Origin of the sequence: Lacticaseibacillus brantae DSM 23927, from assembly GCF_001436115.1 — a bacterium.
Taxonomy (GTDB): Bacteria; Bacillota; Bacilli; order Lactobacillales; family Lactobacillaceae; genus Lacticaseibacillus; species Lacticaseibacillus brantae.
The window spans coordinates 114226-139462 of sequence record NZ_AYZQ01000002.1 but is presented as its reverse complement, the minus strand read 5'-3'; the positions used below and the strand labels follow the sequence as shown (position 1 = coordinate 139462).

Genomic DNA, 25237 nt, shown 5'->3' with positions numbered 1-25237 from the left:
CCACTCACCTCCCTCGATTAATCTGACGTTTACCATCACGGAGCCATCTCATCACACCGGCAGAATTTGGTTCCCACCAGCGCTGGCCAAAGTACCCCAAGACCATGGCCAAAATCATCACCAACATGCCCCAAAGGCCCCATTGGAGAATCGCGGCGGCTAGAATCGCGCCGATGATGATGCCTTGTATGCTTTTCATGCGCATTGCCTCCTCTAAACCGCACCGGGCACGGCCCGGTCGTTTGTATGTAGATGGACGACAACTCGCTTGACTGGCACGCCGAGCAAGTTGGTCAAAACAGTTTGAGCGGTGTCTTCGATGCGTTTACCTTCCTCAGCCAAATCAAGGCTCTTGAGGCTATAGGCATCGACGACTACCTTAGTGGCGGTGTTCTTACGATATAAGCTGATATTGGCAGCCACGTCCTTAACAGGATGTTCATTGGCAATTGTCTTCACGAGCTTGTGTTCCAAAGCCTGCTTTGACAACACGACTGACCCTTGGTTGGCCTCTAAAGTGAGGTCTTGGCGCTTGCTGCGGCGGAAAATTGCCACCCCCAGCATGACCACAAACACGGCTAAGACGATGGCAGTGCCAACGAGTAATGTAATCCGCAGCCACGGCCAAATGGGTAAGACCCACACTTTAATCGGTGTGGTTGGCCAAATGACCGCTGCCACCGCCAATGATTGAAGAATCCCAATAACTGCTATCAAGCCTAATGCGAATTTGGTTATCGGTCTCATTGGTTTCTCCTTGTCTGGCAGCTTAAGCGCGCCGCTTCTTGCTTGAACCCATAATCAGGGAAACAACGAAGACAACAATGATAGCACCTAAGATGGCCGGAATAATTGCCATGCCACCAACGACTGGTCCCCAATCGCTAAACAAGCTTGAACCGACCCATGACCCGACTAAACCGGCAATAATATTACCGACCCAGCCAAGTGGCATGTCGCGGCCAACGATCATTTGCCCGATTGCCCCAATAACGGCGCCGACAATTAAAACCCAGATAAAATGTAACATCGCTTACAACTCCCTTATTGTTTATTAGGCATTATCTTTCTGCCTTATAATCAGCATAAATGGTTGGTAATGCGTAAATCAATAAAAACGCTCTTGTAAATCAAAAAATTAATGGTGCCCTGAGCCCCCGCACAAAAAAACTGTTGCCACAAAGCTGCGGCAACAGTTTTTGGATTATTTAAGTAACAACTGAATGATGTAAATCAACCAGTCTCAAGACTAGACACTGGATTACAAACTGTAATCAGTTGGGTGTGCCCCAGCTGCCCACAAGTAGAGTTAAAGCTACCATGAACGAAGCCTTAACATTTCGGGCCACAGCTGTAGAATTCCGGTACTTCTCCTGGTAGTGTAACCAATGCCAGACAAACCAGTTATTAACAGATTTTTTTGTTTGAAATGCGCGATATCGAAGCAAAATGACGAAAGCTGCAACGAATGCCAAAATTATTGATTCAATGAGCATGGAAATTCCCCCATTCCAATAACCCACAAGAGATATACCAACTAAGCAATTAGCGGAAATTTACGTTGCGCAAATAATAGCATTAACTGTATGCCTCGTCTATATATTTTTGGATTACAGCAAACTTATTTCAACAACAGATGTATCAAGACAGTTGCCCCTAAAATTTGGACGGCCAAGACGCCCAGGCCATACAGGGCTAACTGCTTGCCTTCAGATAAGAAAGCTTTCAAGTTAAGCCGCAGCCCAATCGCGGCCAGCGCAATGATCTCAAGCCATGAACTCACTTCATGAGCGCCACCGGATAACCAGTGTGGGAAAGTCCACAGACTATTGAAGATACAGAAAATGAAGAAACCGATGACATACCAAGGGACCAACACCCGCTTTTTTGAAGTCGTGCCCGTCGTTTGAGTCACTCGTTGATGCTGAGCGCCAAAGAGAAGGACCACAGGTACAAGGAGAATGATTCGCATAATTTTAAACAAGGTGGCATAGGTCACGACACTAGGACTGATCATGCTAGCACTGGCAATCACTTGCCCAACTGATTGCAGCGTCCCGCCAATCAATGCGCCTTGCAGCAGTTCACTTGGGCCGACCAAGAATGTCGCAATTAGTGGATACGTCAGCATCAACACAGTCCCCATAAGGTTAACAATGGTGATGATGGTCCCCACCTGGCTTTCAGACGCCTCAATCACAGGTGCAATCGACGCGATTGCGCTCGAGCCACAGACGGCGTTCCCACCCGCCATCAGCTGGCGTTCTTGTTGCTTGAAACGCAGCCACTTTCCAAACCACAGCGCCCAAATAATTGTTAGGCTCATCTGCAGGCCGATAAAAATTGCGCCAGCCCAACCGATTTGGCGAATCGTTTGAAAGGTCAGGGTCATCCCCAGCAGCATTACGCTGACTTCAAGAAATTTACTCTCAGCAAACTTAGTTCCCGTGGCCAACCTTGGTTGATGAAGCCAGAGATTGCCTACCACGATCCCAAGCAAAATGGCGATTGTCGCAGCGCCCAGGCTCGGTAAAACTTTAGCCAACAACTGGCTGATAATGGCGATCAGTAAGCTCACACCAATCCCAGGTAATAGGTTCAGATATTTTCTCATCAGTGATTCCTCCAGTGAGATTAGTGTATCGAAAATGCTATAATCAGTAAAATATCAATTTCAAATCAATTCAATCAATTTTGTCTATTGGAGGTCACCATGTTTAAATGGCTCGAAACTTTTCAAGCAGTTTATGAAACCCGAAGTTTCTCGCAAGCGGCGCGCCTGCGGTTTATTAGTCAGCCATCCGTCACCGCCCAGATTCAGCAACTTGAAACCACCCTCGGTGTCACCTTGTTTGCCCGCGGTGATCGCAAGCACGTTGTCCCAACGCCAGCCGCCGACTATCTGTATCAAAATGCCAGCAAAATTCTACAAAGATTGAATCAAGTGCAACACGATATTGGCCGATTCGCCAATCAACAGACCCAATTAACAATTGGTGCTTCACAGACAACGGCTAATACCTTACTGCCTCAAATTCTGCCGCCATTGGCTGCAGCCTTGCCAACCATCACCTGGCAGATTCAAGTGGATAACTCCGAAGCTGTGCTCGCTGGCGTGAGTCGCCAGGCATTCGATCTGGGATTCATTGAGAAGCCACTCATCAGCGATGATGTCCATCGGCGCACAATTGGCCACGACGACCTCATTCATGTCGGCATTCAAAATGGTCCCTGGCTTGTCCGCGAAGCTGGGTCAGGCGTGGGTTTCTACACTCGCCGTTATTGGCAAGATCAAGGCCTGCATCCTAAATCCGTCATTGAAATCAACCATAATGACACTCTGATTCAACTGCTAGAATCAGGATTTGGGCAATCTCTAATCCCAAATACCCTATTGCCCGCTGGTTTGCCTGTCATCCAGCCCAGCCATATTTCTCGGGCCCTGTATTTAATCTACCCGCATCAGCCCCACCCACAAGTCGCCCAAGTCATCCAACAGATTATGGCCCAGAGTCAGAAGTAAGCATTGCGTCTGACTTTTCATTTTGCAGCAAAACAAGTAGGCTTAACGCAATGGAGGTGGCAAAAATGAGTTCAGTGTTACAAATGCAACAAGTCAGCAAGCAATTTGGGCAGAAACAAGTGTTAAAATCTATTGATTTGTCACTAGAACCGGGGCATATCGTCGGTTTGGTCGGGGAAAACGGCGCGGGTAAGTCGACATTAATGAAGACCATACTGGGGTTATTACCAGTCAATCACGGAACGGTCACTGTCTTTGATCAACAGATTACCCTCAGTCGGCACGCTAGTCTGGATCGAGTGGGTGCTTTGATTGAATACCCGTCAATCTACCCATTTCTCAGCGGGCGCAAGCATCTGCATCTGTTTGCAGCAGATAACACCGACCAAGACCAAGTGAATGCCGTAATTGATGCTTTGGATATGGGCAGTTACATCGATCAGCAGGCTAAGAATTATTCCCTGGGGATGAAACAAAAACTGGGCATTGCTTTAGCCGTGTTGAACCAGCCAGATCTTGTCATTCTCGATGAACCCATGAACGGCCTTGATCCTAAAGCGACTCGGCAGGTCCGCGATCTCATCTTCAGCATGAAGCAAAATGGCACAACCATTCTGATTTCCAGTCACATTTTGAGCGAACTGGAAAAAGTCATCGATGACATTATCATTTTGGACCAAGGGCATATCGTTCGAAATGAACCGATGCAAAGTCTGAGTGACGAATCAGTCGATTACTTGGTCTTGAAGACGAGTGATGACGCCACTGCCAAGCAACTGTTGGCGGCAAACCAATTCGTGGTGCCAGCTGAACTGGCTGATGACGCACGCGTGATTTTTGCTAAAACGAGCAACGACACACTCGCTCAAGCCATCACCCAGTTGACCGCTGCAAACATCGCCATTTATGACGTTGTGCATGAACACAATGACCTGGAAGCCACATTACTCAACGTGTTGACTGCCGATCAGACGGAGGTGGCTCATGATTAAATTAATCCAACAAGAAATCTATAAACTTGGCCAGAAACGGAGCACCACCATTGGGGTCAGCGCATTGGCCGGATTCATGGTGATTTTGGCCATCCTGTCCAAAGTTTACCCGAACCTCTTCAATGCTCAGGCCCAATTTGAAAGCCTGTTTGCCTCCCAAATTTTCATCGTCTTCATGCTAATTGCAGCAACTAGCAATATCATGATGATGGAATTTCAAAGCGGGATGATTCGGCCCTTGCTATACCGGCGCTATTCACGGACGCAGGTCTTAATCAGTAAATGGCTGGTCATTCTGGGGTATTCAATCTTACTGTTTGTCGGGGCAATCATCTGGAGTCTGCTGATTAAAGTGGTGTTGTTCAACAATACTTTTGCGCTGACTGGCAAAATGATGACTAACCTGTTGCAGGGTGTCAGCGCGCAATGGTTGACCTTGTGGTTGTTGTTGAGTTTGGTTTTCTTGATTACGAACGCCTTTCGCAGTTCAGCTGCCGCCGTTTCAATCGGGATTATCGGTTACTTCGTCACTTACATCACCGCAGCACTGATGTTTGGCGCGATTGCCCGCTGGTCATGGCTGCGTTTCAATCCGCTCAATATGCTGAACTTGTCAGCCCAGGTGTCTGATGGCACCATGGAAAAATTGACCCAGCTCAGTACTTCAGGGTTGGTGATTGGTAATCTCATCTACATCGCCATTTTCTTATATCTCGGTTTAGTGCTCTTCAAACGCCGGGCCGTTTAACGCAAAAATCTCCGAATCGTAGTCGATTCGGAGATTTTTTTGATTAATTTTAATTAGCGGTGGCCGCGGTTGGTGCTTTGAGCAAGATTCCGCCCCCAATGATGAACAAGATGGCAAGGCTGGCAATTCCCAACTGTGAATTACCAAATATTTGGGTGACCACTCCAAAGAGCAGTGGTCCAAAGATGGCGGAGAATCGGCCAAAGATATTGTAGAAACCAAAGTACTCATTCGCCGATTCTGGTGGCACTAACCGGGCAAAGTACGACCGCGATAGCGCTTGAATCCCACCTTGTGAGGTCCCCACTAAGAAGCCAAGAATGAAGAAGCCGGTCACAGAATGTAGGGTAACGCCATACAAGGCAATCACGATATAGACAGCCACTGCCACCAGAATTGAGCGCTTGGCTCCAATTTTTTTGGCCAGCCAGCTGTAGCCCAGCGTAAACGGCACCGCCACTAATTGGACCATCAACAACACCAGCATCAACTGCGTGGTTGTTAATCCCAGATCCACGCCGAAGCTCGTCGCCATTTTGAAGATTGTATCAACCCCATCAATATAGAAGAAGTAGGCGATCAGAAACCACAGAATCGGCTTGTGTTCCCAAATTGTGCCCACAGTCTTTTTGACGCGGCGCCAACTTTCAGCCACCGGATGCGCCACAGGTGGTAAAGCGTGCACTTGATGCACGTTGCGATAAAACGGCAGCGAGAAGACCAGCCACCAAACAGCAGTCAAAATAAAGCCCACATGGACAATGCCCAATGTATCCAGCATTCCAAAGCCACCGGTCAGCTGGAGAATCATGACGATAATGAACGGAATAACCATCCCGATATAGCCAATCCCAAAGCCAAACGTTGAGACGCGATCCATCCGGTCTGGCTCGGTAACATCCACTAAGAAGCCATCATAGAAGATATTGGCGCCCGCATACCCGACCGCGCCGAGCGTATAGATAGCCAGCAAGAGAAACCATTGATTAGTCGGGACAAAGACCATCGCTAAGGTAAAAATCATCCCCGCTAAACTAAAGACAGAGAACAGTCGCTTCTTGTTCGGCCGATAATCGGCAATCGCACCCAGTAGCGGCGCAGCCAAGCTAATCAGCAAGGTGCTGAAACTATTGGCATAACTCCAGTAAGCCGTGGCGTTGGCGTTGCTCACACCGGCTGTATGCGCCACACTTTTAAAGAAAATCGGTAAGATGGCCGTGACAATGACAATTGAGAAACCGCCCTGCGCCCAGTCGTAGAAAATCCAACCCCATTCCGCTTTAGAAAACTTTTTCACGTTGACACCTCGCTTTATTGAATGCTTTATTATAGCACTTCACTTCAGCGCGACCGCCCGCGCAAGCACAAAAAAATCGCCCGCCAAGGCGGACGATTCGGGCTGATTAATGCTTCTTAAATGTGAACCATAGGCCAAAGGCGCCCAAGGCACTCGCGAGCATCCCAACGATAGCCAGACCAGATTGTTTGCGATCACTCGTTTGCGGCAGTCCTTGTGACTGACTCACAGTGGTTGTCTTAATTGAACGGGTAACAGGGGCCGCCAGCTTAGCAGTTGCTACCCGCGCTTGCGCTTGTCCACGCTTGGTTACCCGGACTGGTTTAATCTGAGTTTCTGGCTTCGATGCTGGCGCCACAACAGGTTGCGGATTACTGCTGGTACCTGAAACTGGCAGGCTTGGCGTACTTAGCTGACTTGGGGTGACGGCTGTCTGCCCATTATCCACCGGCGTTGTCGGTTGACTATTAGGATCTGGAGTCTCTGCGGTGCCACTCGTGGCATCGTTTCTCGACCCAGCTGCCGTTACATGCAATGTCACAGTCATCCTTTGACCATCGCTTGCTGTTAGCGTCACAGGATAATTACCAGGTTCTTGCAAGTTAGCATTACCAAGATCAAGGGTCACCATTAGAGCGTGGCCAGCTTTATCGGTTGCCTGACCCTTAAAGTCACTCACAGTTGGCTCCTTACTGCCTGCAGGCATCGTGAAGTCGCTGCCAGAAATGTGTTTTTGATTCGCCAGAACATGTAAGATCACTGTTTTACTTTGAGTACCAGCGGTCAGAATGACGTCGTAATTCCCAGCCTGAGATAAATTGGCGTGATTCAGATTCAATGCCACTGGTGCGAATTGACCCGTTTTATCAGTGGCACTGGCCTTAAACGACGCCACTGTTGGTTCACTATCGCCAATATACATGGTGCCATCTTCAGCTGTCAGGCTTTGCTGATTAGCCAGTACCCGTAAGGTCACTGTTTTGGTCAGATTGATTGGATGCATGTCCGACTGAGGTACGCTGATCACCACAGAATAGTTACCAGGCTTTGTCATATCCACACCCTGAAGACTGACTGTTCCACTGGTTTCTTGTTGGCCAGTAATGTCAGTGGCCTGTGGGTTAAAGTCACCAATACTTGGCAGTGGGTCGCCGACATAACGGGTTACATCAGAACCAGAAATCGTCGGGACGTGGCCACCAACGTATGGTTGGACAACTTGGGCTAACAGCTTTTGGTCCGAACTACCTTTAACATAAGCAAAGCCCAGCATGTAATACAGATAATCATTAGGAATGTATTTGGCATCAGGATAATCGGCCAATGGAAATGGATGGGTCTGCATATAGCCATAAGGCACTTGATTTAGCTGCGTAATCGTATAATTCAAACTAGTGCCGTCAGATGCTTGAACCGATGACCCGGCGTTAAGAAACTCTTCAAATGATTTAATGATGGTCGCAGTATCTGCAACCATTCCTTGCCGAATCTCAGTCAAAGTATCTTGTGGCCGCAAACCTGTCAAAGGATTGTGCGACCCATCTGGCAGAATTACAGGCGAAGCCAATGTTGCCTGATTACTCATGATATATTGCGGTGCCAATTTGATAAGTTGAAACAGCGCGCCATCTGTACCTTTCACAGGATCAATTTGGCCCGCAGAGGCACCATTGACGGGGTTAAGCGCATAAGCACTGGTCCCGGTGTACTGGCTAGGATTCAATTGCGTCCAGTCACTGATACAATTCCAGCTTAGATCCAGATATGTGACCTGTTTGAGGTTCTTAAGCGGCGTTAAATCCGCAATCCGATTACCAGTCAATTCGATACGTTGCAATTTTGTCAGATTGGCAATTGGTGATAAATCGGTGATGTCACCCCGATAAGTATAAGGATCGTGCAAATAGTCCATCCGTAAAATTAGGTTCTTCAGGTTAGTGGCTGCTTCTAATCCCTTTAATGAATAAGGCGTTATCCCATCAACAAAGGTATCATAGCCCGGCTTGTTGCTAGTATCGTAATAATTATCAATCGAAGTCAATTGTTGCATGTCTTGCTTAGTAATGTCCGACACGGTATCCCAAGTCTTGCCTGTGCCTTGCTTTTGTAACATCAATAAGACCAAAGTCTGCAATTTCTTGTTTGGCATCCAAGTATCAATAGTGTCATCAGCTTGCGGTGTTGGTGTCACAGCAGCAACTGGCGCCGCGGCCACCCGAGCTTGTGGCGCAGGAGTTTGAGCCTTTGTTGCTGGCTGATCGGTTTTGGCTGCCACAACTGGCTGAGTTGTCGCTGTGGGAGTATCGGCCGTATTCGCCGGTGATTCACTTGCTTTAGCTGTTGGTGAGACAGCTTCTTGGCTCATCGCCGGTTGGGCCGGTTGTTCCGCCGCTGATACTGGGTTCTCGAGGCTGACAGCTGCAAAACTAGCAATCAGTGTCAATGAAAACAGCCAGAATTTCCCACTCTTGTACATCTTGTAATGTGTTTTCCCATTAAACTGATTCAAAAGACTACCCCCTTATAAATTGCAAAACCCATCTCCAGTCAGACTGGTATGGCACAACAATCATCGAAAAGGTGAATTCTTTCTTTCGAATATATTGTAGGTCCCTCTATCGTCTTTGTTAAATAAAAGGTATCATCTTTTAAAAATACATCTTCTTATCAACCAAAATAAAAAAACCACCCCCATTAGGGGTGGTTTCGCCAACTATTAATGCTTCTTAAAGGTGAACCACAAACCAAGAGACCCTAGTGCACTCGCTAAGATACCTAGGACTGCGAGGTGAGCTTGCTTATTGTCGCCGGTTTGAGGTAGCCCTGACTGAGCCTTATCACTCGAGGTCACTGGGTGGGTTGCCCCAGGTGTTGGACGACCGACAGCGCCAGGCTTACTTGGGTTAGAAGGCAGATTTGGAACACTTGGCTTGGATGGCTGTTGACCATTATTTCCGTTATTCCCATTGTTACCGTTGTTACCAGAGTTATTATCATCACCACCCGTGCCTGGTAAGCCAGGATTGGATGGATTCTCAGGATTAGTAGGATCCGTTGGATTTTCTGGATTGCTAGGCTCGCTTGGGTTACTTGGATTACCAGGGGTGGAGGCAGCCAACACGTGCAAGATGACCTGAAGACTTTGACCATCGGCCGCATTCAAGATGACTGGATAGTTACCCGCAACTTTAAGGTTGGCGCCGTTAAGGTCCAGCGTGACGTCTTCGCTATGACCGTACTTATCTGTAGCTGCGCCTTTGAAACTACCAACAGTTGGGTCTGGATCGCCAACTGTCATAGTAAAGTCTTCGCCAGTGATACTGCGCTTGTCAACAACGTGTACCGTAACTATCAACGATTGGCCATCATCAGTTGTCAGCGTTACAGGGTAATCGCCAACTGTGGACGGATCAACCTTACTGTAATCGATATGCACTGTCTCAGATTCGCCATTGCTGTCAGTGGCTGATGCACCAAGAGCAGTTGCGTCAGGCAATGGATCGTTAATATACATTGTCGTGTCTTTCCCATTCAGCGTTGGCTGCTTACCAAATTTGTAAGGGATAAAGATAGTCGCGACTGGATTGGTGGTTTGGCCAGACGCATAGTACTCAGCCACCATGTAGTACTCATAATCTTGAGGGACAATCGTATACTGACTGTACTGAGGATATTTACCCGACAAATTTGGTCTTTCAACTTGTTTGTATGTTATCTGATAGAGTAAGCCAGTCCCGCCATCAGAAGCTGAAGGGCCGACGTTTTCCCAAATTTTGATTGTCGGTTTGTTCCCTGTCGTGGCCTCTAGAGTATTCATTCCCGGAACGTAAGCGGAGTTTTTAGAAACGAGCTTCCCGGTCAAGCCACCTGGCAACTTAATTGGTGATGCCAACTTGTACAAATATGGCAATTTCGTGGCCGGATCAAGATAGATGGGTGGCAACACCACTCGTTGGTTCAAGACGCCATTGCTCGTCACTATTGGGTCAATTTGCCCAGTGAAGTCACCTGTCGAAGGACCAGTTGGATAGGTGTGGTCCCCCGTATACTGAGCGGGGTTTAATGGTGAAAAGTCAGTAATCGAGTTCCAAGAAATGTTTAAATATGTGACTTTCTTGAGGTTTGCCAATGGTGTGACATCTGAAATCCGATTTCCTTCTAATTCGATATACTCCAAATTTGTCAGATTCTTAATCGGCGTGATATCCGTGATATCACCTTGCATAGCAGCATGCCCACCGTTCAAGTTCTGTCGTAAGACCAAGTCTTTCAGATTTGTCGCATATTGCAAACCTTCAAGGGAGTACGAGGTGACACCATCAATATAAGTTTCATACTTAACAAATTCTGGGGAGCCAAGACCGATTCCAACCTTCCAATAATTATCGAGATAAGTCAACTTCTTCATATCGTCTTTGGTAATATCATTGACACTATTGTATTTCTTCGACGTATCTTGCTGATTCAGCATCACCAAGACTAGGTTCTGCAGCTTCACATTTGGCATCCAGTCATTGATACTCTCATCTGCTTTTGGTGCTGCGGCTTGAGTGGTGACAACTGGTTGTTGGGTTAGGTTCTGGCTGCTGCGCGCCTTCGGCGCAGTCTGAGCCGCTGCAGGTGCCGCCTTTGTCTCACTTTGAACTTGATTGGTACTGTCAGCTTTTGCAGACACTGTCTCAGGGGCACTGACTGGCGTTGCCTTTGCAGCTTCAGTTGTAGTCTCTTCTGAAACAGCGCTTTCATCTGTCGGCTGAGTCACCTGATCATTTGCTGCAGCCAGCGTGATTGGAGCTGTTTTTTCTTGAGCTGTTGTTGCACTCTTGTCTACTGTGGCCGTGGTGGCTGAAGGGTCAGTTGCCGCTGAAACTTGTTGTGTGCCAGTATATGCACCGGTAATCCCCGCAAGCAAGCTCAACGAAAACAGCCAGAACTTCCCGCTCTTGTACATCTTATAATGTGTTTTGGCATTTTGTTGATTCATGATTATCCCTCCAATTTACTTAATAAACACAAAATATAAGAGCTAAAACTCATAAATAAAAACTTTTATTTATGTCTACGCTGCCATTATAAATCTAAGTCCATAGGATGCAACTAAAAGCATTCGTACCACGCTATCAAGCATTCTTTAGATGAGTGTTTCCTCAGATTAAACACAAAAACAAGCCACTCGAAAGAGTAGCTTGTTTTTCACATGGTTTAAAAATTCCCTTCAAAAAATGAACATCTAGCGTACAACCCGATAGACAGCCACTTCATACGGTTGCAGAATCAATTTGGCAACGTCACTGGTTAGGAATTCTGTTTTGTAGATGTAATTGCCAAGGACCAGTTGCTTCACGTACGCGGCAATATCATCCGCAAAGTCAAAGTTCGCGGTGTCAGCGGACAAGTTCGCCACAATCACATAAATCTCATCGCCAAGCGTCCGAGTATAAGCAAATACCTGATCACCCGGGGTATCCAGCAAGGTATACGCGCCTTCAATCAAGGCTGGCGTGGTCGCGCGCAAATGAATCAACGTCCGATAGAAGTTGAACGCCGAAGCATCATCATCGACTTGGGTTGCCGCATTAATCAACGGGTAATTCGCGTTGGCCTGAATCCACGGCGTGCCAGTGGTAAACCCAGCATTGGCCTCTGGAGTCCACTGCATCGGCGTCCGAGCATTGTCGCGCGAAGTTGCTTGAATCATCGCCAAAGCATCACTGGCACTAATGCCGCCCGCAATGGCGTCCTTGTACTGATGGTCTGTCTCTAAGTCACGATAGTCATCAATTCGTGGGAAGTTGGCATTCGTCATCCCCAGCTCTTGGCCTTGATAAATAAAAGGTGTGCCGCGCATCAAGAAGTACCAAGCGGCTAAACATTTGGCCGACTCCAGCCAATAGTCGTGGTCATCCCCATACGTCGAGACCGCGCGCGGCAAGTCATGGTTCTCAATAAATAACGCGTTCCAACCATCATCAGCCAAGGCATTCTGCCATTGACTGAGATCGGTTTTCAATTGGGGCACGGATAGTGGCACCTTATGGCCATCCTCAAACAACTGGGTGTGGTTAAATTGAAAAATCATATTGAAGTAGCCATTTGTCTCGCTAACCCATTGCTTGGCATCGCCCACAGGTGCGCCCATGGCTTCACCGACAGACATGACATTGTTTTGCTTGAATAAGTCGCCAAGTTCTTTTAAGAACAGATTAATCCCATCGACGTTGCGCATCGCCAAATCCATGTCATCGACATCCGCAAAAGTCTGTAACTTTTTCAAATGGATAATCGCGTCAAGCCGGAAGCCATCCACACCACGATTAATCCACCATTGAATCATTTGATAAATGGCCAGGCGGACTTGGGGATTCTCCCAGTTCAAATCCGGCTGTTGCTTGGCAAAAATATGCAGATAATACTCATCAGTCGCTTCATTGTACTCCCAGGCTGATCCGCCAAATATAGAAGTCCAATTATTCGGCACGCCGGCTTTGGCGTCTCGCCAAATATAGAAGTCGTGATAAGGGTTCGTCTTACTCTGCCGCGCTGCTTCAAACCAGGGGTGCTGGTCACTCGTGTGATTAGGCACCAAATCCATGACTAGTTTCAGGTCATTGTCATGAAATGCCTTTACCAAAGCATCAAACTGAGGCAAATCCCCATACTGCGGATCAATGGCTTCATAATCACTAATGTCATAGCCATTATCAACATTGGGGCTGGCATAAATGGGTGAAAGCCACACAAAGCCGACACCCAAACGTTTTAAATACGGAATATGATTAATGATTCCCTGTAAATCGCCGATACCGTCTCCATTGGTATCTTGAAAACTTTTGGGATAAATCTGATATCCCACACGCTCTTGCCACCACTGCATCGCGCTACCTCCATCTTCCAATGTGCCCGTTTTTGAACAGTTTCCAGTTGCGGTTTCTTCTGCCTATTGTAGAATCAAGTTATACATATTATACCGCGGCGGAGGCAACAAACTATGGCAAACACTTTTTATTCGTATAACGTTCTCAGTCATCAGCTTGGCTGGCAAGCGTATTTGCGCTACGGCATCATTCTCGTGGGGGCTTTATTTGTTGGCTTCTATGTTCTCTATTATTTCCGCCACCGAAACGTGACCAAGTACCGTGACCTACTCGTGATTATTGTCTTAGTCGTGCTGCTTACCATCGGCATTCAGATTCGCGATATTCAGAACAACCAGAGTATTAGCCGCAACACGCAGGCCATCACGACCTTGATGAAAAGCATCAGCACGGCTAAATCAATCCCGGTAACTGATATTTACGCTAACAGTACCACAGCTTATTCAGGGATGTTGGTCCAACTCGGCAAACATTCCAGCGAAGTCTATGAAGTCACTTTGAATAGTGACAATCATAGTTACCAGCTAACGAAAGCCAATCTCATCGACGCCCATATCAGTTATATTACCGAATAGGAAGTGACACTCATGGCCCTCATTCAAGATGCTTATTTCATCACTGCAATTAAACTAATCATGGGTTTTCTGGCAATGATTATTCAAATCAAGCTCTCCGGCAAAAGTAATCTGGCACCCTCCACAATCGTTGATCAATTACAGAATTATGTCCTTGGTGGCATCATCGGGGGCGTCATTTACAACATGGATATTGGTGTGCTGCAATTCATGAATGTCCTTCTCATTTGGACTTTAATCGTCTTCATCACGAAGTATTTGACCAATCATAATCGACTTGTGAAGCGTTTCATTGACGGCACGCCGGTTAATATTATCGAACGGGGGCAAATCCAGGTCGATAACGCGACGCAGGCGGGCATGTCCGCCTCGGACTTGGCCTTTAAACTGAGAACCGCCGGCATTGTGGATATCCGCCAAGTTCGCCGTGCCATCCTTGAACAAAATGGTCAACTAACCATCGTTGAAGTTGGTGAACGCAACCTGAGTTTTCCACTCATTGTCGATGGCCAAGTTGACGAGCAAGCACTTGATGCCATTGATCAGACACCAGAATGGCTCGATGCCGAGTTGGCAGCACAAGGCTATACGGTCGCGAACGTGTACATGGCCAATTACCTCGGCGGCCAAATTGTCATCGCGCCGTATCCACAAATAGACGGACCGCATTAAAAAAGGTCCTAAGCTTATTGCTTAGAACCCTCCCCGTCTTGAGGTACCATTTCCATTTTAATTCGCCTAATCAGCGAGTTGCTGTGTCCTGTCACTTGCTGGATGTGATAAATTGAGTCTCCGCGCTTCAGTAGAGACCTAATCTCCAGGTAAGTTTGCCGGCGTTCAGGATTTTTCACATCGGGCCCGTATAAAATTGGCCGGCCCTGGTAAACGCCACGATTCTTGGCTGTTTCAATGCCAACGGCCTGACGATGGCGCAAACTTTTTGCATATGTCGCCACTGCTTTCTCTTTTAGAGGCACCAGCAGTTTTTGAACTAGAAAGTCGGCCGTCCAGGTATTAGCTTGGTGAATAGAGACAATATCTAGCAACACCAGCCGAATCCCCTTAAGACTCAATTCAATCAATAACTGGACAACAACCTCAGGGTCTCGGCTAAGGCGATCAAAACTGGTCACAATGAGTTGATCGCCTGGTTGAATACGTTTGAGTAACCCGAGTAATACAGGGCGTTTCTTCATCTCTTGTGAGCCTAACTCGGTCAGCAGGTGATCTGGCTCGGCTCCTTGAAGCTGGTCAATCTGATTTAGAAAACGTTTATTCGTTGTACTTGCCCATGCATAGCCAAAGCGCATACGATATCTCCTCTCAGTCAAAAATACCAAATCTCTCTTAGCAAAATCCGCTAAAATTACTTACGGTCAGTCATCTTCACTGCCAGGGCGGGCAAAGTTGATGGCAACCGGGCACGACCCCAGGCGCGAAAAGCGAGTATTTATGGTTGAAATTTATCAAACTATAAAAAAATGAACTAAACCGAAGCACCGTCTAGTAAACCCTTATCGTTAATAAATATTATATCAGATTTTCATAAGATTTAGTCTATTTTTGACGGGTAATTTCATTCAATAAAAAAGGAGTTTATGCCAAGTTTCACCTTGTCATAAACTCCTTTTTCGATTTTTCATGCAAATGGGAACCAAAAGAGACTATTGTTTACGTTTGCTGAACAGTTGGACTCATCGCCCTTCGCGACGTTTATTGGCACCAAGCAGTCCTAAGAATCCAATCCAGATTGTCCCTAGAAGCGACAGCCAAGCATTTGCATCGTCCCCGGTTTGTGGTAAGTCGTCATCGGAACCAGATGTGGCAGCCGCATGCACCACCGGAGAACCTGAGCCGGATTCATTTGATCCAGTACCGTGGGCATCTGGCATACCGGGATTTGCTGGTTGAGTTGGATGTTCCGGTATCGTAGGTTTTCCGGGCTGAGTCGGCTTTTCAGGCTCAGTTGGCTTTTCAGGCGTTGTTGGTTGGCCTGGCTCAGTTGGTTCTCCAGGTTGTGTCGGCGTGGCCGTAATGTCATAACTCCCAACACTAGCATCATACGTGACGGTGTAATTGCCTTCTTGGGACTTAATATGATTCAAACCTGCTTCAGTCAAAGTAACATCGTAATGTCCAACGCTAGTTGGATTGTCTTGAACAAAGGCTAAGTCCCCAGCTACTAATTGGTACTGATCACCGTTACTTAACGTAACGCTGTACTTGTCCAAGTTGATGCTGCCTGCGTTGCCATCATAGGCTTTACTATCTGTGCCAGAAAGCCCTACTACGGTCGACGCAGCTGTAATGCCATAGCTCCCAACACTAGCATCATACGTGACGGTGTAGTTGCCCTCTTGGGCCTTAATATGATTCAATCCTGCTTCAGTTAAAGTAACATCGTAATGTCCAACGCTAGTTGGATTGTCTTGAACAAAGGCTAAGTCTCCAGCAACTAATTGATACTGATCACCGTTACTTAACGTAACGCTGTACTTGTCCAAGTTGATGTTGCCTGCTTTGCCATCATAGGCTTTACTATCTGAGCCAGAAAGCCCTACTACTATTGCCGCAGCCGTAATGTCGTAACTCCCAACACTAGCATCATACGTGACGGAATAGTTGCCTTCTTGGGCCTTAATATGATTCAAACCCGCTTCAGTCAAAGTAACATCGTAATGTCCAACGCTAGTTGGATTGTCTTGAACAAAGGCTAAGTCTCCAGCAACTAATTGGTACTGATCACCGTTACTTAACGTAACGCTGTACTTGTCCAAGTTGATGTTGCCTGCTTTGCCATCATAGGCTTTACTATCTGAGCCAGAAAGCCCTACTACTATTGCCGCAGCCGTAATGTCGTAACTCCCAACACTAGCATCATACGTGACGGAATAGTTGCCTTCTTGGGCCTTAATATGATTCAAACCCGCTTCAGTCAAAGTAACATCGTAATGTCCAACGCTAGTTGGATTGTCTTGAACAAAGGCTAAGTCTCCAGCAACTAATTGGTACTGATCACCGTTACTTAACGTAACGCTGTACTTGTCCAAGTTGATGTTGCCTGCTTTGCCATCATAGGCTTTACTATCTGAGCCAGAAAGCCCTACTACTATTGCCGCAGCCGTAATGTCGTAACTCCCAACACTAGCATCATACGTGACGGAATAGTTGCCTTCTTGGGCCTTAATATGATTCAAACCTGCTTCAGTCAAAGTAACATCGTAATGTCCAACGCTAGTTGGATTGTCTTGAACAAAGGCTAAGTCCCCAGCTACTAATTGGTACTGATCACCGTTACTTAACGTAACGCTGTACTTGTCCAAGTTGATGCTGCCTGCGTTGCCATCATAGGCTTTACTATCTGAGCCAGAAAGCCCTACTACGGTCGACGCAGCCGTAATTTCGTATTTTGCACTACTTGTCGGCGTGGAAAAGACATAATTCGCCGTTAGTTTCTGAATATTGGCCAACCCACCGGCACTCAGCTGGACGTCATATTCACCAACATTAATCGGATTCGCGCTAGCAAATACCACATCGCCATCCTGCAATTGATAGCTCAACCCTGTGTCGCCAAGACTGACAACATACTTCGTAGGCGTTAATTGCCCCGCCGTGCCGTCAAAAATTTTGCCGTCATTCCCAGACAAAGACAATGCTGAAGTAGCTGGAGTGATTGTATAAACAGACGAAATTGGAACGGTATTCGTCAAGTCATACAAATTAGCCAATTGCTCTGATTTGTCAGCGGTCAATTGAATGCGATACGTCCCAACATCTGAAGCATTGCCTACCACACCTACTGCGTTAGTAATTGTATAGTCCGTATCCGTCAACGCAACAGTCACAACTTTTTTATCGGCAGTTGTCAGTGTCAATTGAAAATTGTTCGGAATAATTTTACCGTCGTAGATTTTCGTCCCACCGTTCAAAGTTACCGTGACAGTTGGCTTGACGACGTGCACAGTCGCCTGAGCATTGGCAACACCGCCGTGACCGTCAGAAACTGTGTACGTATAGACGACATCCCCCGCTGCCAAACCGGTGACTCGACCTGTAGTACGATCGACGCTGGCAATACCCGCGACATCAAGATCCAGACTATCTGTTCCCCAGCCCGGATTCAAAATATAATCTGGAGTAGCCGAAGTAATAAAATCTGCCGATTGACCAACTGGAACCGTAATATCGGCAGTTGCCTGTCCATTAATCAAAGCATTCAGTGTGTACTTAACCACCCCAATAGATAAGCTGCCTGCTGCCAGCTTTGTCGGATCAATGTTTGTGATTATTCCCGTCGTTGGATCAACTGCAGAACCGTCTAAAGGTGCCTCAGGGCTGCGATTTTGCAGTGTAAAGTGCTCGTTTTCCTCAAGTGGGCCAGCGACTACCTGATAAGTGCCGATATCGAGTTCCGCAAAACTGTAATACCCCCCACTCAACGTTGTTGTGGTCGCAACAGTCTTGAAGGTCCCATCGGCTTGCAATTGTTGGAGTTCAAGTGTTCGCCCGGACAACAAGGTATCCTGTGAACTGGCCGTGTACTTCCCGTCACCATCAGCATCTAGGAAGTACTGGCCAGAAACTACCCCATCCGCGAGCCGAAGCCCAACGCGATCAGAGGACTGCCAGACTGCATTACCGGCTTCAAAATAATAGTATGGCGTGAAGTCATTAATTGCACCAGTCTCATCAGTTTGGTTATCCACCGCTTGATATTTATACGGCAGAACAATTTCTACCCGGTTTCCCGAAGGAATTCCGGTGATGTTCACGATTCGAAGCATAGTCGCGTTAAAAATATCCGTCGAGGATGCGTCCGAAAGATTCAAGTAAGTTGCGCCTTGATAATTGTCAGCATTGCTAGCATCGGTACTAATTTGAATCTGATGATTTTGGCTTTGACTCGCGGTGATATCATTCCCGGCCTTGTCATAAATCTTAAGCTCTAGAGCACCATTAAGTGCCATGTTCCATGCGAAAGCTTTAGATTGCAGGTTTTCACCAAAATCCATTCCCTTTTTAGGAATCGGGATGTACACCTGCAGTTTGTTGGCGCTGTCGGTTCTATCGTTTGAAATTTTAATATGATAATCAATCTGCCCAGCTTTAGTCACCCCAAAAGCGCTATCGGGATTAGCCGTATCGTATGCAGGTTCGCGAACATCTGAACCCGCTTTGGTGAAGTAGGTATCGACATTAACGTTTTCCTTAGGAATAATTGTTAGCTTATTCGCCGGGGCAGCAATCGAAATAGTCGAGGACACGCCGGTATTGTCAGGATCGCCTGTATATGTCATGCCTCCGGTGAATGCCGTATTTTTGCTGGCAACAAAAACATAATCACTCCAAGGCTCCGAAATAACCGCAGAAGACGAGGTTGGCCCAGAAATGTTAAGTGTCATATCATAGTTGTTACCACTAAATGACTGGCCAACCGGTAAGTCCACATGAATTTTGACATACGTATTCCCATCCGAGGCCACGTATGGGGTCCCGATACTGGTACCACCGGCAATTTGCTGATTAGTATATGTCGAGCTTGTTAGGGAAAAACTCAAGCCTGATAATGGCACTCCGGGAATCCCTTTAACGTAAAAGTCCATGCTTGTGACCCCAAGATTATTAGCCGCGTTCACAGAGCCAGCGCCAGTCACTGTGACAGAATAATTTAAATCAGTCCCCGCCGTGATGTACGTATCGCCTTTACCTGTGACCTTCAAAGAAGTCAAACGCTGATCAGGTGAAACTGGTTTAGATGTGTACGTCCATATCAGCTGTGAAACAGATCCTGCAGCTGCCGTTCCGTCGGGATTCAACGCCTTCACGGTTTCATTGATCGTTGCCGTCTTCGGATCAGCCCCGGCTGCAAATTTAGCCCAGATGCCGACACCATTATTCGTGTTAGCAGAACTTGTTTGATAAACGTTGTAATTGGCAGGTAGGCTTGGCAGAAATGCCGAAACCGAACTGATGTATTCGCCCGGTTGAGCTCCGATAGTTGTCAAATCTACCAGTGGTTGATCAAGACTGTCCAAGGTGACAACCCGGCCAGTCGTTGTGGTAACAGTCACAGGGCCGTAAGTGACCCCGGTGACCACTGGCAAATTCACCTGCCGCGTCTGCAAACCTGTCCCGATTGCAATCTCCAGTTGTTGATTGGTGAGTCCCCAACTTTTTGGATTACTCAATTCACCATTCCCGATATACTGGAAATAATCTGTTGTCAAGCCATCAAGGTTGTTTGGCGTTGACGAGGTATTTTTAGTGAATGTTGCAATATTATCGCGATCGTTAACAACAACAAATTTTGTGTTGTAGTCAGGAATCTTAGAACTGACCGTGACAGTCTTACCGTCATACGTTGTGCCGGTGAAAATAATCGCCGGTGTATTTGCTGGCAGTTGATAAGTGCCAGGCGCCGTCTCATAGGCAGAATAGCTTAAATATTTCAGAAGCTGAATGGCCATAAAGCCGCTAGCACGATTATCCGCAGACAGCTCAAACTGATTGGGTGCTACTTGGGTAAATCGATAGCTTGATGTGTCGGAGTAATTGTTGTCGGCCAATAATTTTGCGGAATCAAAGGTCAGTGTGATTCCTTCCGGCACGGTGATTTTGAAATCATTGTGGGTAAAAAATACCCCATTGGGCCGATTTGTCAGGTCAAACGAGCCCTTCATCGTTAAGTCTTGTCCCGCAGCCACCGGATCGGGTGAATTAGCATCAATTTGCAGTGTTTTGCCTAGGCCGCCTGAGTAGAATGACAAGTTCTGTTCATTACTAATGCTACTTTTTATCAGCCACTGGACGGGGTTTGCTGTTTGAGTACCATTGGTGGCTGAAGCTGTCACAGGAAGACTAGACGTTTGCCCATAAAACTCGTCTAAGTTAGTTGAGACTTGGAGAGGAATCTGAACCTTAGAAACCCCCGGTTTTATTTGAAAAACAATTTGCCCATACCAACTATTTTTACTGTTTGGCACTACTGTGGTGCCATCCTGGACGGACTGTAACAGTGGTCCCAAGGCTTTAGGATCGGCTTGAACTTGAGCTGTTCCAGCCTTGGGTGTATTTGTTGGAATGGCCTGGACCATCAATCCCCGTGGGATATTGACCGTGACTGTCTTTGCATCTGTAATATCAGAGCCAAAATCGGCGTTCACATAAATCAGGTGCCAGGCCGTTGGACCATTGTCCTGACCGTCTGGGAATGTATTGTCCACAAAAGAAACTGTTGGCTGTACTGCTGCATCCTGAGCTGCTGGGGTAACAACGGATTGGGTGGCTAAGGCAGCCTTAGGTTGAGCCAGGATTTGATTCGGCGCCGCTTTCTGTGTTTTGACTTGGTTCGTAGAAACAGTAGTCGGCTCAGATTTTAACTGGACCGTATGGCCGTTGGCGTCACTGTCACCAGTTTGCGTTAGCGTATCAGCACCACTTTCAGCATTCACCGTTTGAATATGCTGAGCGGTCATCAAGCTACCGCCCAAAATGAAGATGCTCGACAACCCAATCACAATCCAATTTTTGTGCCGTTTGTGCAGCGTATACCGCTGTTTCTCATCGCCGAATAGATTTTTCTGCATTCTTCTTCTCCTCTTCACTCTCGATCCTTGATAACGCAGCCAGTCTGCTCGCTCCTGCTATCGTGTCATCAGTATTTGTCCGAGTACATCAATCAACTGCATTTGATTAAACTTCACCGGAACTAGTGCTCCCCAACAGAAAACCACAATTTGATTATGATTGGCGTCCAACTGATCATCTGTCGGGCTGATAAACAGTCCCGGACTATTTTGTGGCAGTTCTGCCACCTCAGCCAATTCAATACGAAACTCCCGCGGCAAAATCTGTTCAATGGCAGCAAGCGCATTGGCGGATAATCGCGGAGAAAGATAAGTCTGGATTGGCGCTTGAATGAAAATTTGTGCAATCAGGGTAATTGCAGCCAATGTTGTCTGGTGCTCGATAAACTTTTCATCCTGAAATTGGGCCTGCAACCGGCTAAAAAGATTAAAGGCAACTTTTTGTGCCCCCGGATTGTCGACAACGACAGGTCGAACACTGAGTGGCAAAATTCGAAATAAGAGCACCTGTACACTAAGATTAAGCAACGCTTGTGCTTGAATCTCTGAAATCACAACAATTGCTTCATCTTGGATCAGTCGAATTAAATCGCCAACATCTACCGTATAGACCTGCCCATAGATGGGTCTGAGGCGGCGCATGCGGTGTGCCGGATTTAGTCTTCCTGCGTTAAAAACCTCAGCCCCAAGGTGAATCCACAACCAGAGCTGATTGATCATCGCGATAAACTCGCTATATCGATACGCGGGAAAAATGTGACTCGCTTCGTGTAGCTCTTCAGTGGACAACAATAAGTTAAGTCCGATTGTTGATTTCAACCTGGTTTGCTCTGGCGAAGCAAACAGAAGAAAAACGCTAATCCAGGCTCGATAGTGTTCAATAAGCTCAGCTGGCAGTTCATCGTCTTTAAAAAGTAGTCGGGTTAATAACTCTGCTCCGGCCGGCGACTCCGGCACATAGTCACTCAATTGTTCGCCACCCAACTGCACCACAAAGTCGAAGAAGTGCGCAATCGCAATCGGAGAACCGACTATTTGTTTTCCGACGTGGATTTCAATGCCGAGTTGCTTTTCAATTTCGTAAAGATCGTTAAGCCGCCGACGCAGACTCGACTCACTCCAATCCGCATGAATAAGAAAATCGCGGGTATCTTGTTTCTGGGCGAGGCGAACGTCCATTAAATACCGATATAGTCGTGACTCACGGAAAAGATGCTGTCCAAAAGCAACTGGTGACAACAATTGTGGCCAGTGCTTGATTTTGCTAGTACCCGTCTGGCGCGTGATTTCAGCTTTTAACTTTCGGTAGGCCCGATAGACATACCCATACTGCATATCAAGGTTTTGCGCCGCGACCTGAATCGGCAAATCGGGATTCTGACAGAGCAACGCATATAGCTGAAGTTCAGTCAGTTCAAACTGGCTCAGAAAAATTGCATTTACTTCCATACTTCCCATCCTTACATTTCCAACGCTGATATCTTCCCAGAAGCGCCCAAACATTACGCCATTCGTCCGTTTACTAATCGGTTCTTTAGCGTCACCCTAAAACACTCAATTCGAACAACGCAGCGCAAAACAGTACAATATCAGCGTTTTAAAAGTTGTTCATATCTTAATATTATTATTTAGAAAAAACAAGCTTTTTATATTCAATAAAGCGAAAATAGATTGTCTCGTCCAGGTGTGCCAATGGATTCCGTCTAACTTCAAGATCAATTCGAGACAATGTATCCGGTTTCTACCAAAAATATCGCCATGTTAAAATAGCGTTTTACAGTTCATAACCCTTTCTTTTCAATCTTTATTGATAATGCTTTTTTATTATTTTTGACTTTCAAAAATAGGGCGTTCCGCCTGTTTATCGCCACGCATGCAAAAATAGCAAAAAAATAGCCGCAGATCGTCAGACAATCTGCGGCCGTGCAAACTATGTTCTATTTTGAAGGCTAAAATTTCAAAAAATCATCAACGGCTTTAGCGACCGCGGCATTTTCATGGAGCGCACTGTGCTGAGCGTCTTTACCTTTAAACATTTGTTCCCGATAACTCGCTTTGCTTGGGGCTACGAGATACTTTAGAGACCGGGAGGAGTTATTAGCCACACGGCCATCAGAATTCGTCCCGTCTTCTAAGTTACCGAAGATATTCAACACGCGAACGCCTTTGGGAAATTTGTCTCGCAACCGGGCCAGTTCAGCATATGAATCGTCCACAGGAGTGGGATAACCTTGCGCATTGAGTTTAATCCGGTTCGGCTGATCGTCCCGCCCTAGGATGCCATCGTAATGACCTGCGATAGCGACATATGTGCGCAAATTCGGCACGTCCTTGTCTTTGCCATAGCGAGTCGCATAGAACATGGTCGCCATATTGCCCATTGAATGTGCCACGATGTTAACATCAGTCACCCCATATTGTTTCTTCAAACCTTGCATGACATTGTGCACCCACATGCCATCGACCGTGTAATCAGGATTACGATTATTCGTAAAAATCACTTGAACTAAGGGATGGTTGACCTTTTTAGGCGAACCCGTCCACGTGACTTTCCCAGACGGCGCCACGGTTGCAGTGAGGACTTTGGTTGCGCCATCAGCTTCGGCATTTTTGATTAATGTATTGGTTGACCCGGCGCCGCCACTATATCCATGTAGATAAACTGTTGCAGGATTGCCAATCGTTGTTTTTGCGGTAATTGGTTGGCTGGCAGCTTGACTATTTTGCCACCAGAGTCCCCCACCAATCGCAGCAAGTACCACAATAATGCCCGTCCAAATCCACCATTTTCTCATTCTTGAATCAAGTCCTTTCGGCGTACAAGATAACTTATCGCCGCTAATAATAAGCCTAATACAATAACAACACCAGCAACATGCTGCCAAGTGGGTGCAAAATGAACCACAACCAAAGTAAGAATGTCGCCATCGGCCCAGCTCCCAACCAATCGGGTGGTAATTTGCTCAATCCCTACCAACAAGGCCGCAATCCCACCTAAGAAACCGATGAAATAGGTCGTACGCCCAACCACTAGTAACCAGCGCCACAATTTGTGACTCGTCAATCCCATGAAAAACCAAACGATGACAATCAAAATCCCAGCCACAATTGTCCCAGTTTGCGTCATTAACACAAAAAGCGGGTAAACCACACCCAGGCCGCCTTGAAAGTAGGAATCAACACCCTTAGACAGATCTTGATGGATTGCTTTGGTGACTGGTGCTGGCACGGGTTTGACGGTCGCAGCACCAAGGTTTTGCGTAATCATCTGCTCGGCCGGTTTGAGATTGATTGTTAAATTGTCATTCATACTCTTATTGAACCCCTGACGAAGTAAGCGTTGGACTTCACCTTCTGACAGAAGCTTTGCATCATTGACTTTGAGGCCAGCCTTTTGAACTGTCGTGGTCAATTGATGATTAATGTTTTTTGAAATTTGCGTGAGTGCTGGCCCGCTCGAAACGAAATCGCTCGTTTTGTCAGGCGTCCCAACCGTCAGCATAAAGGCGCATGACACGGCACCGATGACCAATAGTACCGCATAGATGATGGCAAAAAATCCGAGCCAACCGCGGCTGGTCCAGCTGATTTTTTCTGTTGTTTGCAATGCACTCACCCCCTGTCCTATAGTATACCTG

Annotated in this window: 18 protein-coding genes; 5 read left to right on the top strand and 13 right to left on the bottom strand. The window is 46.8% G+C overall.

What is annotated here, in order from left to right; genetic code table 11:
• Positions 1 to 4: 4 nt before the first annotated feature.
• The 4 genes from FC34_RS04820 to FC34_RS04800 all read right to left on the bottom strand — a co-directional run bounded on the left by FC34_RS04820 (position 5) and on the right by FC34_RS04800 (position 2614).
• Complete coding sequence (locus FC34_RS04820; protein ID WP_057894273.1) at positions 5 to 199, bottom strand: DUF2273 domain-containing protein; 195 nt, start codon at positions 197 to 199, stop codon at positions 5 to 7.
• A gap of 14 nt (positions 200 to 213) precedes the next feature.
• Positions 214 to 747, bottom strand: a complete 534-nt coding sequence (amaP, locus tag FC34_RS04815) for an alkaline shock response membrane anchor protein AmaP (protein WP_057894272.1) — start codon at positions 745 to 747, stop codon at positions 214 to 216.
• Positions 748 to 769: 22 nt separating this feature from the next.
• Positions 770 to 1030: a GlsB/YeaQ/YmgE family stress response membrane protein gene (locus FC34_RS04810; RefSeq protein ID WP_057894271.1), complete on the bottom strand. Its 261-nt coding sequence runs from the start codon at positions 1028 to 1030 to the stop codon at positions 770 to 772.
• 591 nt (positions 1031 to 1621) lie between these two features.
• Complete coding sequence (locus tag FC34_RS04800) at positions 1622 to 2614, bottom strand: YeiH family protein (protein ID WP_057894269.1); 993 nt, start codon at positions 2612 to 2614, stop codon at positions 1622 to 1624.
• A gap of 99 nt (positions 2615 to 2713) precedes the next feature.
• On the opposite strand from FC34_RS04800, the gene FC34_RS04795 reads away from it, so the two are divergent.
• The 3 genes from FC34_RS04795 to FC34_RS04785 all read left to right on the top strand — a co-directional run bounded on the left by FC34_RS04795 (position 2714) and on the right by FC34_RS04785 (position 5263).
• Positions 2714 to 3523, top strand: coding sequence for a LysR family transcriptional regulator (locus FC34_RS04795; RefSeq protein WP_057894268.1), 810 nt, complete (start codon positions 2714 to 2716; stop codon positions 3521 to 3523).
• Positions 3524 to 3588: 65 nt separating this feature from the next.
• Complete coding sequence (locus FC34_RS04790; RefSeq protein ID WP_057894267.1) at positions 3589 to 4515, top strand: ABC transporter ATP-binding protein; 927 nt, start codon at positions 3589 to 3591, stop codon at positions 4513 to 4515.
• Positions 4508 to 5263 (top strand): ABC transporter permease, encoded by a 756-nt coding sequence (locus FC34_RS04785; RefSeq protein ID WP_057894266.1) that lies wholly within the window; start codon positions 4508 to 4510, stop codon positions 5261 to 5263. Before FC34_RS04790 ends, FC34_RS04785 begins: the two co-directional genes overlap by 8 nt.
• Positions 5264 to 5312: 49 nt before the next feature.
• Here FC34_RS04785 and FC34_RS04780 read toward each other — a convergent pair whose 3' ends face one another.
• The 4 genes from FC34_RS04780 to FC34_RS04765 all read right to left on the bottom strand — a co-directional run bounded on the left by FC34_RS04780 (position 5313) and on the right by FC34_RS04765 (position 13434).
• Positions 5313 to 6560, bottom strand: coding sequence for an MFS transporter (locus FC34_RS04780; RefSeq protein WP_057894265.1), 1248 nt, complete (start codon positions 6558 to 6560; stop codon positions 5313 to 5315).
• A 106-nt stretch (positions 6561 to 6666) separates the two neighbouring features.
• Positions 6667 to 9069: a KxYKxGKxW signal peptide domain-containing protein gene (locus FC34_RS04775; protein ID WP_057894264.1), complete on the bottom strand. Its 2403-nt coding sequence runs from the start codon at positions 9067 to 9069 to the stop codon at positions 6667 to 6669.
• Positions 9070 to 9276: 207 nt separating this feature from the next.
• Complete coding sequence (locus FC34_RS04770) at positions 9277 to 11544, bottom strand: leucine-rich repeat domain-containing protein (RefSeq protein WP_057894263.1); 2268 nt, start codon at positions 11542 to 11544, stop codon at positions 9277 to 9279.
• 246 nt (positions 11545 to 11790) lie between these two features.
• Positions 11791 to 13434: a glycoside hydrolase family 13 protein gene (locus FC34_RS04765; RefSeq protein WP_057894262.1), complete on the bottom strand. Its 1644-nt coding sequence runs from the start codon at positions 13432 to 13434 to the stop codon at positions 11791 to 11793.
• 114 nt (positions 13435 to 13548) lie between these two features.
• Here FC34_RS04765 and FC34_RS04760 point away from each other — a divergent pair, with 114 nt between their 5' ends.
• The gene (locus FC34_RS04760) at positions 13549 to 14010 is read left to right on the top strand and encodes a DUF3290 family protein (protein WP_057894261.1); all 462 of its coding nucleotides are present in this window, start codon (positions 13549 to 13551) and stop codon (positions 14008 to 14010) included.
• 12 nt (positions 14011 to 14022) lie between these two features.
• Positions 14023 to 14682, top strand: a complete 660-nt coding sequence (locus tag FC34_RS04755) for a DUF421 domain-containing protein (protein WP_057894260.1) — start codon at positions 14023 to 14025, stop codon at positions 14680 to 14682.
• Between the two features lie 14 nt (positions 14683 to 14696).
• Here FC34_RS04755 and FC34_RS04750 read toward each other — a convergent pair whose 3' ends face one another.
• From FC34_RS04750 to FC34_RS04730, 5 genes are all read right to left on the bottom strand, one after another.
• Positions 14697 to 15320 carry a recombinase family protein gene (locus FC34_RS04750; protein ID WP_057894259.1) on the bottom strand — a complete coding sequence of 208 codons (624 nt, stop codon included), beginning with the start codon at positions 15318 to 15320 and terminating at the stop codon, positions 14697 to 14699.
• A gap of 384 nt (positions 15321 to 15704) precedes the next feature.
• A complete protein-coding gene (locus tag FC34_RS04745; protein WP_057894258.1) occupies positions 15705 to 21599 on the bottom strand; it encodes an MBG domain-containing protein in 5895 nt (1964 codons plus the stop codon).
• 57 nt (positions 21600 to 21656) lie between these two features.
• Entirely contained in the window at positions 21657 to 23048 is a 1392-nt protein-coding gene (locus tag FC34_RS04740; RefSeq protein ID WP_057894257.1) for a hypothetical protein, read from the bottom strand.
• A gap of 500 nt (positions 23049 to 23548) precedes the next feature.
• Positions 23549 to 24394, bottom strand: coding sequence for an alpha/beta hydrolase (locus tag FC34_RS04735; protein WP_057894256.1), 846 nt, complete (start codon positions 24392 to 24394; stop codon positions 23549 to 23551).
• Positions 24391 to 25206, bottom strand: coding sequence for a hypothetical protein (locus FC34_RS04730; RefSeq protein ID WP_057894255.1), 816 nt, complete (start codon positions 25204 to 25206; stop codon positions 24391 to 24393). The genes FC34_RS04735 and FC34_RS04730 overlap by 4 nt, the downstream gene beginning before the upstream one ends.
• Positions 25207 to 25237: the final 31 nt, after the last annotated feature.

Bases quoted from the DNA above. Each gene is read 5' to 3' on its own strand.
- FC34_RS04820 (WP_057894273.1), bottom strand. From the start codon at position 199: ATGAAAAGCATACAAGGCATCATCATCGGCGCGATTCTAGCCGCCGCG.
- amaP (WP_057894272.1), bottom strand. From the start codon at position 747: ATGAGACCGATAACCAAATTCGCATTAGGCTTGATAGCAGTTATTGGG.
- FC34_RS04810 (WP_057894271.1), bottom strand. From the start codon at position 1,030: ATGTTACATTTTATCTGGGTTTTAATTGTCGGCGCCGTTATTGGGGCA.
- FC34_RS04800 (WP_057894269.1), bottom strand. From the start codon at position 2,614: ATGAGAAAATATCTGAACCTATTACCTGGGATTGGTGTGAGCTTACTG.
- FC34_RS04795 (WP_057894268.1), top strand. From the start codon at position 2,714: ATGTTTAAATGGCTCGAAACTTTTCAAGCAGTTTATGAAACCCGAAGT.
- FC34_RS04790 (WP_057894267.1), top strand. From the start codon at position 3,589: ATGAGTTCAGTGTTACAAATGCAACAAGTCAGCAAGCAATTTGGGCAG.
- FC34_RS04785 (WP_057894266.1), top strand. From the start codon at position 4,508: ATGATTAAATTAATCCAACAAGAAATCTATAAACTTGGCCAGAAACGG.
- FC34_RS04770 (WP_057894263.1), bottom strand. From the start codon at position 11,544: ATGAATCAACAAAATGCCAAAACACATTATAAGATGTACAAGAGCGGG.
- FC34_RS04765 (WP_057894262.1), bottom strand. From the start codon at position 13,434: ATGCAGTGGTGGCAAGAGCGTGTGGGATATCAGATTTATCCCAAAAGT.
- FC34_RS04760 (WP_057894261.1), top strand. From the start codon at position 13,549: ATGGCAAACACTTTTTATTCGTATAACGTTCTCAGTCATCAGCTTGGC.
- FC34_RS04755 (WP_057894260.1), top strand. From the start codon at position 14,023: ATGGCCCTCATTCAAGATGCTTATTTCATCACTGCAATTAAACTAATC.
- FC34_RS04750 (WP_057894259.1), bottom strand. From the start codon at position 15,320: ATGCGCTTTGGCTATGCATGGGCAAGTACAACGAATAAACGTTTTCTA.
- FC34_RS04745 (WP_057894258.1), bottom strand. From the start codon at position 21,599: ATGCAGAAAAATCTATTCGGCGATGAGAAACAGCGGTATACGCTGCAC.
- FC34_RS04740 (WP_057894257.1), bottom strand. From the start codon at position 23,048: ATGGAAGTAAATGCAATTTTTCTGAGCCAGTTTGAACTGACTGAACTT.
- FC34_RS04735 (WP_057894256.1), bottom strand. From the start codon at position 24,394: ATGAGAAAATGGTGGATTTGGACGGGCATTATTGTGGTACTTGCTGCG.